This window comes from Ancylobacter vacuolatus (assembly GCF_030813595.1).
GTDB lineage: Bacteria > Pseudomonadota > Alphaproteobacteria > Rhizobiales > Xanthobacteraceae > Ancylobacter > Ancylobacter vacuolatus.
Genome location: NZ_JAUSUH010000007.1, coordinates 1 through 17,718, shown reverse-complemented (window position 1 = coordinate 17,718; position 17,718 = coordinate 1). Strand labels below are relative to the sequence as shown.

Annotated in this window: 19 protein-coding genes; 8 read left to right on the top strand and 11 right to left on the bottom strand. The window is 67.2% G+C overall.

The window, feature by feature from the left end; all coding sequences use genetic code 11:
- Positions 1-5 precede the first annotated feature (5 nt).
- From J2S76_RS15270 to repA, 5 genes are all read right to left on the bottom strand, one after another.
- Positions 6-416 (bottom strand): type II toxin-antitoxin system VapC family toxin, encoded by a 411-nt coding sequence (locus J2S76_RS15270; protein WP_307061627.1) that lies wholly within the window; start codon positions 414-416, stop codon positions 6-8.
- Complete coding sequence (locus J2S76_RS15265; RefSeq protein ID WP_307061625.1) at positions 413-646, bottom strand: AbrB/MazE/SpoVT family DNA-binding domain-containing protein; 234 nt, start codon at positions 644-646, stop codon at positions 413-415. Before J2S76_RS15265 ends, J2S76_RS15270 begins: the two co-directional genes overlap by 4 nt.
- Positions 647-722: 76 nt before the next feature.
- Positions 723-1,952, bottom strand: coding sequence for a plasmid replication protein RepC (repC, locus tag J2S76_RS15260; protein WP_307061623.1), 1,230 nt, complete (start codon positions 1,950-1,952; stop codon positions 723-725).
- Positions 1,953-2,140: 188 nt separating this feature from the next.
- Complete coding sequence (gene repB, locus J2S76_RS15255) at positions 2,141-3,139, bottom strand: plasmid partitioning protein RepB (RefSeq protein ID WP_307061621.1); 999 nt, start codon at positions 3,137-3,139, stop codon at positions 2,141-2,143.
- A 181-nt stretch (positions 3,140-3,320) separates the two neighbouring features.
- Positions 3,321-4,538, bottom strand: coding sequence for a plasmid partitioning protein RepA (gene repA, locus J2S76_RS15250; protein WP_307061619.1), 1,218 nt, complete (start codon positions 4,536-4,538; stop codon positions 3,321-3,323).
- A 593-nt stretch (positions 4,539-5,131) separates the two neighbouring features.
- Between repA and J2S76_RS15240 the strand changes: the two genes are divergently transcribed.
- Complete coding sequence (locus J2S76_RS15240) at positions 5,132-5,515, top strand: hypothetical protein (RefSeq protein WP_307061617.1); 384 nt, start codon at positions 5,132-5,134, stop codon at positions 5,513-5,515.
- A 61-nt stretch (positions 5,516-5,576) separates the two neighbouring features.
- Here J2S76_RS15240 and J2S76_RS15235 read toward each other — a convergent pair whose 3' ends face one another.
- The 6 genes from J2S76_RS15235 to J2S76_RS15210 form a co-directional block, all read right to left on the bottom strand.
- Positions 5,577-6,479 carry an ABC transporter permease subunit gene (locus tag J2S76_RS15235; protein ID WP_307061615.1) on the bottom strand — a complete coding sequence of 301 codons (903 nt, stop codon included), beginning with the start codon at positions 6,477-6,479 and terminating at the stop codon, positions 5,577-5,579.
- Positions 6,476-7,249 carry a taurine ABC transporter ATP-binding protein gene (locus J2S76_RS15230; RefSeq protein ID WP_307061613.1) on the bottom strand — a complete coding sequence of 258 codons (774 nt, stop codon included), beginning with the start codon at positions 7,247-7,249 and terminating at the stop codon, positions 6,476-6,478. Before J2S76_RS15230 ends, J2S76_RS15235 begins: the two co-directional genes overlap by 4 nt.
- Positions 7,250-7,406: 157 nt before the next feature.
- Positions 7,407-8,411 (bottom strand): taurine ABC transporter substrate-binding protein, encoded by a 1,005-nt coding sequence (tauA, locus tag J2S76_RS15225; protein ID WP_307061610.1) that lies wholly within the window; start codon positions 8,409-8,411, stop codon positions 7,407-7,409.
- Positions 8,412-8,656: 245 nt separating this feature from the next.
- On the bottom strand, positions 8,657-10,120 hold the full coding sequence (locus J2S76_RS15220; protein WP_370874763.1) for an FAD/NAD(P)-binding protein: 1,464 nt from the start codon (positions 10,118-10,120) through the stop codon (positions 8,657-8,659).
- Positions 10,117-11,304, bottom strand: coding sequence for an FMNH2-dependent alkanesulfonate monooxygenase (gene ssuD, locus J2S76_RS15215; RefSeq protein WP_307061606.1), 1,188 nt, complete (start codon positions 11,302-11,304; stop codon positions 10,117-10,119). Before ssuD ends, J2S76_RS15220 begins: the two co-directional genes overlap by 4 nt.
- A 162-nt stretch (positions 11,305-11,466) precedes the next feature.
- Positions 11,467-11,916, bottom strand: coding sequence for an RrF2 family transcriptional regulator (locus tag J2S76_RS15210; protein WP_307061604.1), 450 nt, complete (start codon positions 11,914-11,916; stop codon positions 11,467-11,469).
- Positions 11,917-12,016: 100 nt separating this feature from the next.
- Between J2S76_RS15210 and J2S76_RS15205 the strand changes: the two genes are divergently transcribed.
- The 7 genes from J2S76_RS15205 to J2S76_RS15175 all read left to right on the top strand — a co-directional run.
- Positions 12,017-12,601, top strand: a complete 585-nt coding sequence (locus J2S76_RS15205) for an NAD(P)H-dependent oxidoreductase (RefSeq protein ID WP_307061602.1) — start codon at positions 12,017-12,019, stop codon at positions 12,599-12,601.
- On the top strand, positions 12,601-13,443 hold the full coding sequence (locus J2S76_RS15200; protein WP_307061600.1) for an ABC transporter permease subunit: 843 nt from the start codon (positions 12,601-12,603) through the stop codon (positions 13,441-13,443). Before J2S76_RS15205 ends, J2S76_RS15200 begins: the two co-directional genes overlap by 1 nt.
- The gene (locus J2S76_RS15195) at positions 13,440-14,204 is read left to right on the top strand and encodes an ATP-binding cassette domain-containing protein (protein ID WP_307061599.1); all 765 of its coding nucleotides are present in this window, start codon (positions 13,440-13,442) and stop codon (positions 14,202-14,204) included. Before J2S76_RS15200 ends, J2S76_RS15195 begins: the two co-directional genes overlap by 4 nt.
- A 34-nt stretch (positions 14,205-14,238) precedes the next feature.
- Positions 14,239-15,246 (top strand): ABC transporter substrate-binding protein, encoded by a 1,008-nt coding sequence (locus tag J2S76_RS15190; RefSeq protein WP_307061596.1) that lies wholly within the window; start codon positions 14,239-14,241, stop codon positions 15,244-15,246.
- Positions 15,247-15,250: 4 nt separating this feature from the next.
- Positions 15,251-16,063, top strand: a complete 813-nt coding sequence (locus J2S76_RS15185; RefSeq protein WP_307061594.1) for an ABC transporter ATP-binding protein — start codon at positions 15,251-15,253, stop codon at positions 16,061-16,063.
- Positions 16,060-16,917: an ABC transporter permease gene (locus J2S76_RS15180; protein ID WP_307061592.1), complete on the top strand. Its 858-nt coding sequence runs from the start codon at positions 16,060-16,062 to the stop codon at positions 16,915-16,917. Before J2S76_RS15185 ends, J2S76_RS15180 begins: the two co-directional genes overlap by 4 nt.
- Before the next feature lie 31 nt (positions 16,918-16,948).
- The coding region (locus tag J2S76_RS15175; RefSeq protein ID WP_307061590.1) for an aliphatic sulfonate ABC transporter substrate-binding protein at positions 16,949-17,718 on the top strand (770 nt) is incomplete at its 3' end.

Sequence of the window (17,718 nt, the reverse complement as noted above, 5' to 3'; positions counted from 1 at the left end):
CTGCTCTAGCCGCCGGCTTCCGGCGAGATCAGCGACAGCGAGGGAAAATAGCGCCCATAGCGGCCACTATCGCGCGTGAGCAACGGCAGCTCGCTCACCGCCGCATGCGCGCCGATGAAAAAATCCGGCAGCACGCCGCTGCGCGTCCCTCCCGCCTTGCGGTAGGAGGCAAAGACCTTGCCCGCCAGAAACAGCGCCGCGCGCGGCATCGGCGCAACGGCTATCCCCGTTTCGCTCAGAACCGCCTCGATAGCCTCGATCCGTTCATAGCGAACCGAGAGCTCGGCATAGACGACATCGTTGATGAGCAACGGACCGCGCAGGGATGCCGCCTCCAGCTGGTCGATCGACCATTGCGCCCAGCGCGGGTCGTCGGTGACGAGATCCAGCAGGACATTCGTATCGATCAGCGTCACGCATCACCGCGCGTCAGCGCCATGATGGCATCCGTCGTCAACCCCTTGCCGGCATGCCCCCGCAGTTTGGCGAAACGACTGGGCGCGCGCTTTTCGTCCACCCGCGTCAAGACCACACTGCCATCCGGTGCGCGCCGAAAATCGACCCGGCTCCCCGCCACGATGCCCAGAAGATCGCGCACCGGCTTGGGAATCGTCACCTGGCCCTTGGACGTCACAGTCGTGCTCATCATGCCAATCCCGGTAAGGACATTTGACGGACAAGTATTACACGCCCCCCGGCCTTTCAAGCCGCGCAGCCCCTCCTCATGCCCGTTTCTTCTCGCCTTTCCGCTTGCCGATCAGCGCCATAAGCATCGGTCCAATCGAGAAGGCGCCGGCTTCCGCCTTTCGCGTCAGATCGCGCATATAGCCGCCGGCACTGTTGATCGCCGTGCCGCGCTGGAGAATGGCGGCAACGACCACGGCCGCCTGCACCTCGCCCATCGCCGCTTGCGCCTCCTCCCAGGCGCTGGGACTGATCCCCAGCATTGGCCGGACAATGGCGACGGTTGCCATGAAGTCCCGCCAGTTGGAAATGCCACCCCGGGCATAGTCAACGATATCGGGGCAGGCATCGAGGATCATCCCGAGAGGGTAGGCCCCTTCTGGCTGGCGCGGCGGTTCCGTCTTCAGCTCAGTCCCCGCCCCCCTGCTTTCTCGAAAGCGAGGTTCAAGATCAATAGGGGAGTCTGGATTTGAATTCTGTTTGTGGCGCTCAGTTTGAGACTCATTGGCGCTCAAAACAGACGTTTTCACGTGTGCTTCCAGCAGGGTAAGGATCTCGTCGGCGAGTAGCGCCAGGTCCTCGGCGATTGGCTCCAGCGCCAGTCTGATGGCATTGCGCGGAATCCGCTCGACAATGGTCCGGAAAAGGCCGTGGATCTCCATCCAGTCGGCCGGACCCGGCCCTCGTCCACGTGTGGGAACGCCCTCCGCAATGCCGGTGGCGATCATCTTGGCGATGTCGCGCCGGCACAGGGTAATGCGCTCGCGCACCAGCTTGAGCGCCCGTTCTTCCGCCCTCACCTCCTCGGCCCAGGCTTCGAACTCATCGGCGCGCGCCACCAGCGGCGACAGATCGAAGCCGAAGGCCCGCTCGATCTCGCCGCCCCGGTCCTTGCGGGCATAGCGCTTGCCGTTCGGGCTGTCGCGCCGCACGATCAGCCCGGCATCGACCAGCACCGCAAGATGCCGGCGCAGCGTCGCCGGCGCCATGCCGTGGGCGCGCAGCGACAATTGCTGGTTCGAGGGGAAGACGATGAGGTCCTCGCCGGTCAGCGCGGTCTCCGGGTGGAAGGACAGCAGCGCATCGAGCACCGCCAGCGCCCGCTCGGAGACACCGATGCGCGCTTTCGCCGTGCAGATCGCCCGGAACACGTTCCATTTGTGCACCGCTTTGTCGAGCGGGCGTGCCTTTGCCACGGCCTGGCTTGCCACATGGGCGAGCGACAGCGACCGCCGCCCAAAGGGCGTCGTCGTGATATGCGTCTGCATTTTCCTTCACCTTGATCTGGGCAAAGAAAAACGCTCGCCGAAACGGCGCTAAGCCTCACGAGAGGCTTGACGGTGATTCTAGGAAGTGCGATTCTCAAACTCGCCAAAGATCGAGAAGGGCTTCCGGAATTCGTTTCGGGGGCCTTTTTCTTTGCGGCTACAGCCTGTGGGCCTTTACCGGCTAATCGTCACTCATCAACGCTCCTTTCCTGCGTGTACAGGTCGTAAAGATCGGGCAGCTTGCGCAGCACAAAGTCTGCAAAAGCCTCGTTCCGTTCCCGATCGATCTGTAGGCGCACGATCCTTTTCGATCGCACCAATGTGGCGAGCTCGGTTCCATCCCGGCTGCGGACAGTCTGTTCCTGCGCTGCGGGCGCCAGCGGCGCCGGCGCCTTGCGCAGGCCGAATATCGTATCAAACCGTTCGCCGGTCGATTGCGTCCGAAAATCCGGCTGCGCGATAAGCCCCCGCGCCTTTTCCACCAGCGCCGCGTCCTGGAGAATCTCCGCCAGAGACTGCCAGCGGCCGCGGCCGACCTTAGGTGCCCGCCCGATCGCTGCGACCAGATCGGCCGGTATCGCCTTCGCCACAGCGATGAGCTTGGAGGCCTCGGCCCGATCGATCGTCAAGGCGGACTGCACCACTGTCCGCTGGAAACCGGCATCTTCCAGCTTGAGCGCGAACAGCGCCCGCTCGATGAAGCTGAGATCTTCGCGCGCCGAGTTCTCAATGCCCTGCGAAACGACCAGGTCCTCATCGGTCAGCGGCCGGACATAGGCTTTGACCTGCCCTCCGAGATCGCCAACGGCGCGCACCCGGCGATGTCCATAGGCGCTCTGGTAGCGTCCCGGTGACGAGGGATGGGGGCGAACCAGAATGGGGATTTCCTGCCCGCGCTCCGCAATGGAACGCTTCAGCTCATCGAAAGAGGATTCGTCCTGATCATGGATGCGATCGGCAAAAGGCGAGGGGTCCACGAGTGTGGGATCGAGCTCCACCACGATCGCGCCATTTGACAGCTGCTCGCGCAGCGCCTGGTAATCGCGCTCGACATCGGTGAAGGTTTCCTTCAGCGAACGAACCGCCCCGGCGGTCACGCGGGGCAGGGAGGGCTTGTTGTCAGCTGACAACTCACCTTCGCCGCGCCCGGCGAACATCGAGCGAATGGATTGGGTGCGCTTGCTCATCTCGCCTCTCTCATCGGCACGTGGCCCCGGCCCGCTGTGCGAGAACGGTCCGACTGCGGGCACGCGTCTGGCAACCAATCAGGCCGCATAAGCGCTCGATTGCATACGAAGCCCGGGTTGTCCGCAGACAACAAGGGCTGGCGAAAAAGCGGCCCGGTCGAGGGCAGGGGAGCTCGCTCCGTCACGGCACCCGTCCCCAGACACGCGCAATCTGCTCGATGACCTCTCGGTTCACCGCATTGACCGATTCCATCGCCCGATCATAGACCGAGCGCCCCACCGAGCCACGCGACAGCTCGTAGAGCGACTGCTTGGTCAATCCGGCATTGGCGATGGCCGTCGACTTCCAGGCCGTCGCCGCCAGCACGTCAGCACCGAAAATATCGCGCAGCAGCCCGACAATCTCCTGTTCCGGCACATCCCTCGGGTCATGCCGGGTGATCAGGAACTTCATGAAGTCGAACTCGAGTGCCCCACCCGCCTCCTCGATGACCGTCAGCAAATCCGAGGTCATGAGCAGGAACTGGCTCATGGAGGCGACGTCGACCATCTGCGGGTGAACCGTGACGATCATTCCGGTCGCCGCATTCAACGCTCCCATGGTGAGGAAGCCGAGCTGGGGCGGGCAGTCGATCACCACCACGTCGAAATCCGCCTCGACCTGCTCGATGGCCGCCGCCACCCGGCGGAAGAACAGATCCTCGGCAGCACCGCGATTATTCAGCATGTGACGCGGCGTCTGGTGTTCGAACTCCATGAGTTCAAGATTGCCAGGCACGATGCTGATTCCGGAAAAATAGGACGGGCGCACAACGTCCTTCATCGGCACGCGCCGCTCGTCGTAGCGGATCGCACCGTAAAGCGTCGCGTTCTCCGGAATGTCGAATTCGGGCTGATAGCCGAACATGGAGGATAGCGAGGCCTGCGGATCGAGATCAATCGCCAGCACCCGAAAGCCCTGCAGGGCGAGCCCCTGCGCGAGATAAAGCGAGGTCGTTGTCTTGGCCGAACCGCCCTTGAAATTTGCGACCGTGAGCACTTGAAGCTTGTCACCGGGCCGCCGACGCGGCCAAAACTTCAGCCCCTCTTTCGGTCGGGTGGAGGCCAGAAAGGCCCGAAGTTCATTGATCTGGGTAAGTGTGTAGGAACGCCGGCCACTGGCGCCAATATCGGGAGCAGGTCCCAGCCCGTCCAGCGACAATTGTCGGAGATAGCCATCCGACACGCCGACAATCTCCGCCACCTCTCCCGAGGTAAACGAACGCAGCGACTTCTCAGCTGACGGCGGAAAGGCAAGCTCTCCGACGGCACGCAGACGGGCCGACAAAGCCTCCGCGCGCTGGGAAATCCAAGCGGCGGTAGACCCATTCTGAAACCCGAGCCTTACAGGAGTAGCCATATCTTCGTGCTCAAGACGGTTTTAGAGCGTCAGACGCGCTCTTTCCGTCTCAAGATAGCGCATGATTCTGACGCTTCGGCAAGGAGATATGGGTTAATGAATGGTTAATCACCGGCACCCGCACGCGAAAGCCGCCATGCGTGAGATCAGCGCATTTTCCTTTCATTATAACGTCTTGCTGGATTCGCCGATCACGGCGGTCTCACCGATGACGGCGTCAGTACCGTGGTCTATGAAGAAGCGGCCACCGACTGTCGCGCCGGGATAGATATCGATCCTCGCCAACCCGGCCGAGGCCATCGCCAATCGCGTCGCGGTGGAAACCCAGGCGAAGGCCAAGGGCCAGTGACGGATCTGTCGGAAACCAATGCGCGCGAGGGGAGGGCGGTCCCGCTCCCCGGGCGCACCAGCCCGACCCGGCTCAACCTGTGGGGCCTGTTGGTGCCCGCGCTGGCGCTGGCCGGGCTGGAGGCCTCGGTTGCGCTCAAACTGGTGCCGGCGCGGCTGATGCCCCACCCAGTGCGATCATCGAGACCTTCCGAGAACTCTACCAGCAAGGCCTCGTCACCCATCTCGCGGTCAGCACGGCGCGGATGCTGGCAGGCTATGCGCTAGGTGTCGCGCTCGCTTTGCCGATCGGCGCGCGTGTCGGGCTGAACCGGCGGACGGAATCGATTCTCGCCCCCACCTTCCAGGCTCTGCGCGCCATACCCGGCCTTGCCTGGGTGCCGCTGCGCATCATCGCGCGCCTCGACCGCGACTATGAGGGCGAGGTGGTGTTCGCCGGCACGCGCCAGAGCGGGCTCAACCGTGAGATCGGCTTCGTCTGCCCGGAGCCGCGCCTGTTCCCCTGGCTCAACGTCGCGCCAATGTCGCCTTCGGCGTCGGCGAGGGGAACGCGCCGCGCGTGTCGGCGCTGCTGGTCGAGGTCGGGCTTGGGGCGCGCGACCGGCGCGACCCGGAACTCGCCCGGATGAAATCGGGCGTGCTTACCGAGCTCTATGCCGCTCACGCCATCTGAACGTCGCCGGCGCGCGATCACGCATGGGCGGCCCAGCCGACCAACGCGCGCTCCAACAGGCGGATTGCCAGTTCCAGCACGAAGGCCACGCCGGCGATCACGAAGATGCCGGCCACGACCACATCGGTGGCGAGGAAATTGGCGGCGGACTGGATCATGAAGCCGACGCCGCGCGTCGCTGCCACAAGCTCCGCCGCCACCAGAGTCGACCAGCCGGCGCCGAGGGCGATGCGGGTGCCGGTGAGAATGGACGGTGAGGCCGAGGGCAGCACCACCAGCCGCAGCAGTTGCGCCCGTGTCGCGCCCAGCGCCCGCGCGACATTGAGCCGATTGCCGTCCACGCCCCGTGTTCCGGCGGCGGTGGCGATGATGATCGGCGGCAGCATGGCGAGGGCGATCACGAGCACTTTCGCGCTCTCGCCGATACCGGCCCAGATGATGACGAGGGGCAGATAGGCCAGCGGGGGAATCGGCCGCAGGAACTCGACGATGGGATCGAGAATGCCGCGCCCGACCGTCGACAGCCCGATGGCGAAGCCCGCCGGCACGCCGAGCAGCAGCGCCGCCGCCAGCGCGGCGAAGACGCGGAACAGGCTGGCGGCCAGATGCTGCGCCAGCGTGGCGTCGACAAACCCTTCTGTGACAAGGCGCGAGAGGCGGGTGGCCACGGCCTGCGGCGAGGGCAGGAACAACGCCGGCACGGCGCCAAAGGCCGTTACCGCCCACCACAGAGCGAGGAAGCCGGCGAGGGTGGCGAGCGGGATCCAGATGCGTGCTGGAACGCCGGTGCGCCGGCGGGCCTTTCGCGCCGGGGGCGCCGGCGTGCGCGGGCGCAGCTGATCGTCGAAGGGGAAGCCTTCCGCCGGCACGATCAGCGGCAGGGAGATGTCGGCGACCGGCAAGGGGGACAGGAAGCTCATGTCGGGGCTCCGGCAAAGATCACCTCGCGCAGCCGCTCTCGGGCGGTGGCGAAGGCGGGCAAGGACTTGACCTTGCTACCGATTTCAAGGGCGCGGCGGCCGAAGGCGAGCGGCTCGTCATGCACGATCCGGCCCGGCTTTCCCGCCAGCACCACCAGCCGCGTGCCGAGATAGAGCGCCTCGTCGAGGCCGTGGGTGACGAAGAGGATGGTCTTGCCGGTGCGCTGCCACACTTCGAGCACGAGGTCCTGCATCTGCTCCCGCGTCATCGCGTCGAGCGCGCCAAGCGGTTCATCCATCAAGAGGATTTCCGGATCGGCAATGAGCGCGCGGGCGAGGCTGACGCGCTGGCGCTGGCCGCCGGAAAGCTGCCAGGTCGCGTGGTCGCCCTTGCCGGCGAGTCCGACGAGATCCAGCGCCTCCTCAGCGCGATTATTTCGTTCTTTCAATGGGATAGAGCGCAGTCGCAGGCCGAATGCGACATTGTCGCGGGCGTTCAGCCAGGGGAAAAGCGCATCGGTCTGCAGCACCACGCCGCGATCGATTCCCGGCCCCGTGACCCGCCGCTGCTCGACCCAGATCTCGCCTTCGGTGGGCGGCAAGAAGCCGGCTATCGCATTGAGAAGCGTCGACTTTCCGCAACCGGAGGCGCCGAGAAGCACCACGAGTTCGCCGGCCGGGATCGCGAGATCAATGCCGTCGAGCACCGGGGCCTCGCCGCCGTCCGGTTGCGGAAATTGGACGCCGAGATGGTGGATGGTCAGTTTCATGAGGTGAACAGTCAGGCCGATCAGACCAATTTGAGTCGGGGAAAAGGGGCCCGACCTCGGCACCTTGGGGGAGCGGAGGCCGGGCCTTAGGTTCGTCGAGGAACTCACACACCACGACGCTCGGGAACGGAAGGATCAGCGGGAGGAGGAGGGCCGGTCAGTTCAGCTTGGCGGCCTGCTCGGCCGGGGCGCGGCTGACATAGGGGCCGTAGTCCTTCAGCACCGCCTCGATGCGGCCCTGCTCCTTGAGGAAGGTCGCGGTGGCGACGATGGCCTCCACCGAGCCGCCGCCCAGCAGCCCTTCGGAAAGCTGGTCGGCCAGCAGCGGGAACTTGTTGCCCTTCAGCAGTTCGGGAATCTCTTCCGGCTTGGCGCCGGTGAGCTTGGCGATGGCGAGCACCTGCGGCGAGGCGGCGGTCCAGGAGGCACCGTTCTTGGCGTAGTCGGCATAGGCGTCCGCCGTCACCTTGACGAATTCGGCGACGATCTCAGGATGCGCCTTGGCGAAATCCTTGCGCACGATCCAGGCATCGAAGGTCGGCGCGCCCCATTTGGCGACATCGGCGGAGGAGGCGAAGACCGTGCCGCTTTCCTTGATCTTGCCCAGCGCCGGATCCCAGACATAGGCGGCGTCGATGTCGCCACGGGTGAAGGCGGCGGCGATTTCCGGCGGGCGCAGGTTGAGGATTTCGACCGTCTTCGGATCGACGCCCCAGTGCTTCAGCGCCGCCAGCAGCGAGTAATGCGTGGTGGAGACGAAGGGCACGGCCACCTTCTTGCCCTTGAAGTCCTCGGGCTTGGCGATGCCGGCGCCGTTGCGCACCACCAGCGCCTCGGCCTCGCCGAGCAGGGCGGCGACATAGATGGTCTCGATCGGCACCTCGCGGCTGGCGGCGGCGGCGAGCGGGGAGGAGCCGACATAGCCGATCTGGATCGCGCCGGAGGCGATGGCGGCGATCACATCGGCGCCTGAGTCGAATTTGCGCCAGTCGATGCTGGCCTTGGTCGCCTTCTCATAGGTGCCATCAGCCTGCGCCACCTTCGCCGGGTCAGCCCCGGTCTGGTAGCCGATGGTGACATCGGTTGCGAAGGCGGGACTGGCGATCAAAAGGCCGAGCGCGGCCGTGGCGGCGAGAAGGCCGCGGCGGGAAAGAGTGGTCATCGGTCAAATCCATAGACAGGCCGTCGGGGCGCGCGGCGCCCGCGTGTCGGCCGTTAAAATCTCGGGTGAAGCTGGAAGGCCGCGATCAGCGGCGTCGACAGGTCCAGGTCATGAGGTGCCCCCGTAGCGGGACGTTGGCGGGCTGGGCGGAAGGCGCAGCGGCAACGTCGGCAGATTCATCTGAGCAAACCGTGCGCCGCCGGTCAATAGAAATCTATGCAATGAGTATATTATTATCCGGCAGCTCACGCGGAGGCGTAAAGCCTTGCCGCCCCGACCAAACCCTCGTCGGCGCCCAGCCGCGCGGCGACCTCGCCGGCGATGCGGATGGCGTAATTGGTGACGTCAGGCAGGCCCATCAGCTCGCCGACCGTGCCGCGCGCCAGCGGGCCGGCGACATAGAGCCCGGGTGTCGGCACGCCCGCCGCGCCGATGCAGCGCCCGTCGGGCGCCACCTCGATGCCGAGACGCAGCGTGTCCGGCCGGGCGAGGCCGGCGCGCTCCAGCGACGCCAGCACCGGATTGTCGGCGAAGACGCGCCCATGCGCCGGGCCGGTGGCAGTGATGACGGCGTCGAACGCTTCCCGCGTCACCTCACCGGTGTGGCGCGCGCGCAGGGTGACGAGAATGGTCTCCCCCTGCACCGTCACCTCGCGCAGCGAGGCCGCGCGCAGATCGAGTGTGCCCAGCGCGATCCGCCGGTCCAGCACCTCTTCCACCTGCGGGGCGATGCGGAAGCGGTGCACGTCCCAGAACGGGCGTAGATGCCGCAGCAGCCGGGCGCGCTCAGGCGGCGGCAGCGCGTTCCAGATGAGGCTGCCCTGCAGCCGCACCTGGTCGAGTACGCAGTGCCAGCTCTGGCCCGCCTCGCCCGCCTGCGCCACCGCCGCGCGAATGCGCGTCACGAGGGCGCCGGCGGTGCGGGCCGGGTCGGTGGCGAAGTCGCCGAACGGGTCGTGCGCCTGCGCCGGATGGCCGCGCGAGCGCAGGCCCCGGCGCGAGAGGGCGACGATCTCCCCGCGATGGCCGAGCCGCTCCAGGCTGGCGACGATATCGGCCATGGTCAGCCCGGTGCCGACGATCAGCACCCGGTCGTCCGGCCGCACGGCTTCGAGCGCCCCGGCCTGCCAGGGGTCGGGCACGAAGCGCGGATGGGTGGCCAGCGCGCGGGCGAGGGCGGAGGGCGGGCTTGGCGGCGCATGCGCCACCGCCAGCACGACGAGGCCGGCCTCGATGATCGCGCCGTCGCCGGTGCGGATGCGGTAGCCGTCGCCGCGTGCTTCCACCGTCTCGGCCGCGGCGACGACATGCGTCACGCGCGGGCCGAGCGCGGCCAGATGCTCGGCGACATAAGTGCCGAACACCGCACGGGCGGGGAAATTGCGCCCTTCGCTCCGCCGCGCCGCCGGGTCGGCGTCGAGGGCGCCTGTCGATTCCAGCCAGTCGTTGAAATGGGTCGGCTGGTCGGGGATCAGCGACATCCGCGTCGCCGGCACGTTGATGCGGTGGCTGGGATCAGCGGCGGAATAGGCGAGACCGCGCCCGAGTTCCGCGCGCGGCTCGATGAGGACGACCTGCTCAAGCTGCGGCCGCAGGCGCAGCAGGTGCCAGGCGACAGCGGCGCCGGAAAAGCCGCCGCCGATGATCGCCACCGGCACGTGAAGGTCTGGCACGCGGCTCGGCTCCACCGGTGCCTGCGCCGGACTCATGAGGCGGACGCGCGCGCGGCCGGCCGGTAGTCATTGGCGATGGTCTCGCCGAACGGGCCGGTGTTGACGCTGGTGGGCCCCTGCGCCAGGCCATGGTTCAGCTTGAGGCGCGGCAGCACCAGTTCGGCCACCCGGTACGCCTCTTCAAGGTGCGGGTAGCCGGAGAGGATGAAGCTGTCGATGCCGAGATCGGCATATTCCTGCATGCGTGCCGCCACCGTTTCGCCCGAGCCGACCAGCGCGGTGCCGGCCCCGCCGCGCACCAGCCCGACGCCGGCCCACAGATTCGGGCTCACTTCCAGCTTATCACGCCGCCCGCCATGCAGCGCCTGCATCCGCGACTGGCCGACGGAATCGAGGCGGGAGAACACTTTCTGCGCTGCCGCGATGGTGGCGTCGTCGAGATGGCCGATCAGTTCCTCCGCCGCTTCCCACGCCTTGGCGTCGGTTTCGCGGGCGATGACATGCAGCCGGATGCCGAAGGAGACCGTGCGGCCCTCGGCCTCGGCGAGCGCGCGCACCTGCTTGATCTTCGCCTCCACCGCCGCCGGCGGCTCGCCCCAGGTGAGGTATTTGTCGACATGCTCGGCGGCGACCTTGTTCGCCGCCTCCGACGAGCCGCCGAAATACAGCGCCGGGCCATTCTCCTGCTGCGGCGGGAACAGGAGGTGCGCGTCGTCGACCTTGATGTGCTTGCCGAAATAGGTGACGCGCTCGCCGGCCAGCAGGCGGCGATAGACGGTGAGGAATTCGTCCGTCACCTCGTAGCGCTCGTCATGATTGAGGAAGATGCCGTCGCCGGCATTCTCCACCGGGTCGCCACCGGTGACGATGTTGATGAGCAGGCGCCCGTCGGAGATGCGGTCGAGCGTCGCCGTCATCCGGGCATAGAGGGTGGGGGAGGCGAGGCCCGGCCGCACCGCCACGAGATAGCGCAGGCGCTTGGTGACGGGGGCCAGCGCCGAGGCGACCAGCCAGCTATCCTCGCAGCTCTTTCCCGTCGGGATCAGCACGCCGTAATAGCCCAGCCGGTCGGCGGCCTGCGCCACCTGGCGGAGATAGTCGATATCGGTCTCCCGGGCGCCGACCGAGGTGCCGAGATAGCGCCCGTCGCCATGGGTGGGCAGGAACCAGAGCACGTTGAGGCCGTCGCTGGCGGCGGGTGCGGAGCTGGGGTGAGACATGGTGCGTCCTGTTGGTTCACATCGGGCGGCGTCGATCGCCCCGCAGCGGGGGCAGGACCGTGCCGTCAAAGAAGTTTATCGCTAAAATTTATAGACTAATGCGCAACGCGGACGCAATCCGTTTTCACACGGATGTCCGGAGGTTTGAAAAAAGAACGAAACCTAAATGTGATACATGAGGTCGGGATGCCGGGTCCGCCCGAAGCTGACCATTTCCTCCAGCGTCATCCGGTCGAGAATGTCGGAGAGGGCGTCCCGCACCCGCGTCATCACGATCCGCACCTCGCAGAAGGCAAGGTTTTCGCAGTCCTGGCAGGGCACATAGGCGCTCTGGCTGGCACAGCCGATCGGCGCCAGCGGGCCGTCGAGGGTGCGGATGATGTGGCCGACGCGGATTTCCTTCGGCGCCCGCGCGAGGCAATAGCCGCCGCCGGGCCCCTTCTTGCTGCGCACGATGCCGGCATTGCGCAGGTCCAGCAGGATGGCGTCGAGGAACTTCTTCGGAATGTTCTCCGCCCGCGCGATCTCCGCGCCCATCGTCGTCTTGCCGGCTTCCAGCGAGGCGAGATGCACCATCGCCTTCAACCCGTATTTGCCCTTGTTGGTCAGCATCCGCCCGCCTCGTCGCCGAAACTAATAATCTATATTCAATGTAGACAATAGGGGTCGATTATGCCACGCATTGCCTTCCCGGCCAAAGAGGCACGCGCCCATGAACCAGTTTACCATCGTCGGATTGAGCGGAGGCCTGTCCTCCCCCTCGCGCACGCTGTCGCTTGTCGAGCTTGCCGTGGACGCGGTGACGCGGGCCAGCGGCAGGGCGGGGCTCGTGCCCCGGTCCCGCATCATCGATGTCGCCGCGCTGCCTGATATCGGCCAGCTGCGTTCGCGCGCCGCCGCCGGCGCACCGGAAGAGGAGGCCTTGCAGGCCGTGGAGCAGGCGGACCTGCTGATCGTCGGATCGCCGGTCTACAAGGGTTCCTATTCCGGCCTGTTCAAGCATTTCATCGATCTGGTGGACTATCGCAGCCTGATCGGCACGCCGGTGGCTCTGCTGGCGACGGGCGGCAGCGAGCGCCACGCGCTGGCGATCGAGCACCAGCTGCGCCCGCTCTTCGCCTTCTTCCAGGCGCAGCCGCTTGGCACCGGGCTTTTCCTCACCGAGCGCGAGCTGGTCGATGGCCGCATCGTCGCCGAGCCGGCCCAGCAGCGGCTGGAGCGGCTGGTGGAAGAAGCCGTGCATGCCGCCGAAGGGCGGGTGCGGGCCCGCCACCGCGCGGCGGGGGCGGCCGCCTGATGTCGCTCGCCGAGACCCGTTCGCCCCCCGCCGCGCGGAAAACCGTGCCGCTGCGTCGCCGTCTGGCGGGGCTGGAGGGCCGGCTCGCCGGCTGGGTGCTGCCGCTGCTGCTGGTGGTGCTGTGGGAGGCGCTCTCCCGCGCCGGGGTGATCGCGCCGAACGTGCTGCCGGCCCCATCTGCGGTGGCGCTGGCCGGCTGGCAGGCGCTGAAATCCGGCGAGCTGCTGCACAATATGGGCGTCAGCACGCTGCGCGCACTGGCCGGTCTCGCCGTCGGTGGCCTCATCGGCTTCGTCCTTGGCATCGCCAATGGGCTGTGGGACATCACCTTCCGCTACACCGACACCACGCTGCAGATGATCCGCAACGTGCCGCATCTCGCGCTGATCCCGCTTGTCATCCTGTGGTTCGGCATCGATGAGGAGGCCAAGCTCTTCCTCGTCTCGCTCGGCGTGTTCTTCCCCGTCTACATCAACACGCTGCACGGCGTGCGCAGCGTCGACCCGCAGCTGATCGAGATGGGCCGTGTCTACGGCATGAGCCCGTTCACCCTGTTCCGCCGCATCATCCTGCCGGGCGCGCTGCCGTCGATCTTTGTCGGGCTGCGCTTCGCCCTCGGCATCATGTGGCTGACGCTGATCGTCGCGGAGACCATCGCCGCCTCCTCGGGCCTCGGCTACATGGCGATGCAGGCGCGCGAGTTCCTGCTGGTCGACATCGTCGTGCTGGCGATCCTGATCTATGCGCTGCTCGGCAAGCTCGCCGACGTGCTCACCCGCCAGCTGGAACGCGCCTGCCTGCAATGGCATCCCGCCTTCCAGACCCCCGGGAGCGCGCCATGAACGCGCCCGCCGCCTTTTCCGGTGTGTCGGCCCCGACCACGGGCGGTCTTGGCGTGTCGATCCGGCGCCTGTCGCGGCATTTCGGCGCCAAGCGGGTGCTGGAAAGCGTCGATCTCGACATTCCGGCCGGCCAGTTCGTCGCCGTGATCGGCAAGAGCGGCTGCGGCAAGAGCACCCTGCTGCGCCTGCTCGCCGGCCTCGACACCCCCACCAGCGGCACGATCGGGTTCACAGGCGCCCGCGACGATGCCGCGGTGCGGATCATGTTTCAGGAGCCCCGGCTGCTGCCCTGGCAGCGCGTGCTGGCCAATGTCGAGGTCGGCGCCCCCGCGCGGCTGCAGGGCGAGGACCGCCATGCCCGCGCCCGCGCGCTTCTCGCCGAGGTCGGGCTGGCCCAGCGCGCCGGCGAGTGGCCGGCGGTGCTCTCGGGCGGCCAGCGCCAGCGCGTGGCCCTCGCCCGCGCCCTGGCCAGCGGGCCGCGCGTGCTGGCGCTCGACGAGCCGCTCGGCGCGCTCGACGCGCTCACCCGGATCGAGATGCAGGCGCTGGTCGAGCGGATCTGGCGCGAGCAGGGGTTCACCGCCGTGCTCGTGACCCATGACGTGGCCGAGGCGCTGGCGCTCGCCGACCGGGTGATCCTGATCGACCATGGCCGGATCGCGCTCGATCTCGACGTGCCGCTGCCCCGCCCGCGCCGGCGCGGCTCACCCGAGCTTGCCGCGCTCGAAGGCCAGATTTTGAGCCGCCTGCTCGGCGGCTGACCGCCTTAATCCTTATCCCGCGCCGGAGGCCTAGATGACAGCCGCGTTCCGCTCTTTCGCCCGCCGCGCCGCCCTGGCCGCGCTCCTCGGTGCCGCCGCCATCGTGCCGGCCTCGGCGGAGGGATTGATCCGCATTTCCCAGCAATTCGGCACGCTCTACATTCCCTTTCACATCCTGCGCGACCAGAACCTGATCGAGAAGCACGGCAAGGAACTGGGGCTCGACATCACCGTCGAGTGGGCCAAGCTTTCGGGCGGCAATGCCGTCAACGATGCCCTGCTTTCCGGCTCGGTCGACATCGCTTCCGCCGGCATCGGCCCGTTCTTCACGCTGTGGGACCGCACCAAGGGCGCGGTAAAGATCATCGGCGCCTTCGGCGCCACGCCGAACTACCTGCTCACCAACAGGCCCGATATCAAATCGCTGAAGGATTTCGGGCCGAATGACCGCATTGCCACGCCGGCGGCGGGCGTCTCGGTGCAGGCGCGCGAATTGCAGATCGCGGCCGAGAAGGAGTTCGGCCCCGGCAACCATGGCAAGCTCGATTCCCTCCAGGTCTCGCTGCCGCATCCCGACGCCACGGCGGCGCTGCTGTCCGGCTCCACCGAGATCACCGGCCACGTCTCCAATTCGCCGTTCCAGGAACAGGCGCTGAAAAACCCGAAGATCCACAAGGTCTGGTCGTCCTACGACATTCTCGGCGGGCCGTTCACCCCGACGGTTGCCTACACCACGCTGAAATGGCGCGACGAGAACCCGAAGACCTATCTCGCCTTCTTCCGCGCCTTCGAGGAGGCGACCGCGATTGCCGCGAAGGACCGCAAGCTCGGCGCGGCGACCTATATCAAGATCGAACAGTCCAAGCTCGATCCCGCCTTCGTCGAGGAAGTGATCTCGAACCCCGAGGTCGACTTCACGCTGGTGCCCAGCAAGACCGAAGTGTTCGGCGATTTTCTCTACCGGACCGGCGCCATCAAGACCAAGCCCGGAAGCTGGAAGGACTACACTTTCCCCGAGCTTCACGGTCAGTCGGGAAGCTGAGCCGATGCTGGCGCCCACGCCTCACTCTTCGGCGGCGCGGGCCGCGCTTTGCCCGGTGCTGGAGGCCCGTCGCCTCACCCTCGATTATCAGGGTGAGCGCGGCCCCGTGCGGGCGGTCGAGGGCGTGGACTTCACGCTTGAGGAAGGCGAGCGGCTGGTGCTGCTTGGGCCGTCCGGGTGCGGCAAGTCTTCGATATTGAAGGCGGCCGCCGGCTTTCTGAAGCCGTCATCCGGCGCGGTGCTGCTGAACGGCAAGCCGGTCCATGGTCCGGGCCCGGACCGGATCGTGGTGTTTCAGGAGTTCGACCAGTTGCTCCCCTGGAAGAGCGTGCTGGACAATGTCGCCTTTCCGCTGCGCGTGGCCGGCAAGCTCTCCGCGGCGGCGGCCCGCGAAAAGGCCGCGACGGCGCTGGCGCGGGTGGGGCTGACGCGCGCGCTCGACCAGTTTCCGCACACACTGTCCGGCGGCATGAAACAGCGCGCGGCCATCGCCCGGGCGCTGGCGATGGAGCCGGCGGTGCTGCTGATGGACGAGCCCTTCGCCGCGCTCGACGCGCTCACCCGCCTGCAGATGCAGCGCGACCTGCTCGACATCGCGCAGGAGCGGGCGCTCACCCTGCTTTTCGTCACCCACGCCATCGACGAGGCGGTGCTGCTCGGCACAAGGCTGCACCTGCTCAGCGCCCATCCCGGTCGCACGCTGGCGCGGTTCGAGACGGCGGGGTTCGACGCCGCCGACATCGGCACGCTGCGCTTCGAGAAGGCGGTGCAGGACGTCCACGCCACGCTTTTCGGCGCCACGGAGGGCGGGCGATGAGCGAGGTTCTGCACCGGCTGCCGGATGAAGGCCTCGCGCACGCCCCGGCCGCGCTCCCGCCGCGCCGCCATCGCCTGGCGCGCCTGTTCCGCTCGCTGGCGTTCCGGCGCCCCATCGTGCTGGCGCTGCTGGCGCTCGGCTGGGAGATCGCCGCCCGCTGGCAGGCCAACCCGCTGATGCTGCCGAGTTTCGGCGAGACGTTCCAGGCGTTCGTGGATGCGAGCCTCAATGACGGGCTGCTCCTTGCCGCCGCCGGGTCGCTGGCCGTGCTGCTCAAGGGATATCTTATCGCCGTGCTGATCGGCTTCGCGCTGGTGTCGCTGGCCGTGTCGAACAGCTTCGTGCGCGATGGCGTGCAGACGGTGGCGGCGATGTTCAACCCGCTGCCGGCCATCGCCCTGCTGCCGCTCGCGCTGCTCTGGTTCGGCCTCGGCGAGAAGAGCCTGCTGTTCGTGCTCATCAACGCCGTCATCTGGCCCTTCGCCCTCGCCGCCCTGCAGGGCTTCGAGGCGGTGCCCGAGACGCTGCGGCTTGTCGGCCGCAATTACGGGCTCTCGGGCCCCGCCTATATCCGCCACATCCTCGTGCCGGCCGCCTTGCCCTCGCTGATTTCCGGCCTGCGCGTCGGCTGGGCCTTTGCCTGGCGCACGCTGATCGCGGCCGAGCTGGTGTTCGGCGTCAGCTCGTCTTCCGGCGGGCTCGGCTGGTTCATCTTCCGCGCCCGCAACGAACTCTTCACCGATCGCGTCTTCGCCGGCCTCGCCACAGTGATCCTCATCGGCCTGCTGGTCGAGGCGGTCGCCTTTCGCGGGCTGGAGAGCGCAACAGTCCGCCGCTGGGGCGCCCTGCGCTGACCTTCCTTTTCATCGCTCAAGGATTTTTGCCATGACCCGCCTGACCCGTCGTTCGATCCTGGCCGGCGCCGCCGGCCTCACCGCCGCGCTGGCGGCCCCCGGCCTGCGCCCCGCCTTCGCCGCCGCCACGGAGGTGCGCGTCGGCTTCCAGAAATATGGAACGCTGGTGCTGCTGAAGGGGCGCGGCATTCTGGAGAAGAAGCTGGAGCCGCTGGGCGTGTCGGTGAAATGGGCGGAGTTCGCCGCCGGCCCGCAGATGCTGGAGGCGCTGAACGCCGGCGCCATCGATATCGGCCAGACCGGCGAGACCCCGCCGATCTTCGCCCAGGCGGCGAGCGACAATCTTGTCTACTTCGCCAATGAGCCGCCGGCGCCGAAGGGCGAGGCGATCCTGGTGCCGCAGAACAGCCCGATCCAGACGGTGAAGGACCTGAAGGGCAAGACGGTCGGCCTCAACAAGGGATCGAACGTGCATTTCCTGCTGGTGAAGGCGCTGGAGCAGGCCGGCCTCGCCTTTTCCGACATCACCGTGAAGTTCCTGCCGCCCGCCGATGGACGCGCCGCCTTCGAGAAGGGCGCGATCGATGCGTGGGTGATCTGGGACCCGTTCCAGGCCTCGGCCGAGGTGGCGAGCAAGGCCCGTGTTTTGACCACGGCCGAGGGCATCGTGCCAAATTACCAGTTCTATCTCGGCTCGCGCTCCTTCGCCGAAGCCAACCCCAAGGTGATCGCGGCGCTGATCGGCGCCATCGATGAGACCAATGCGTGGATCCAGAAGGACCCCGCCGCCGCCGTCGCCGA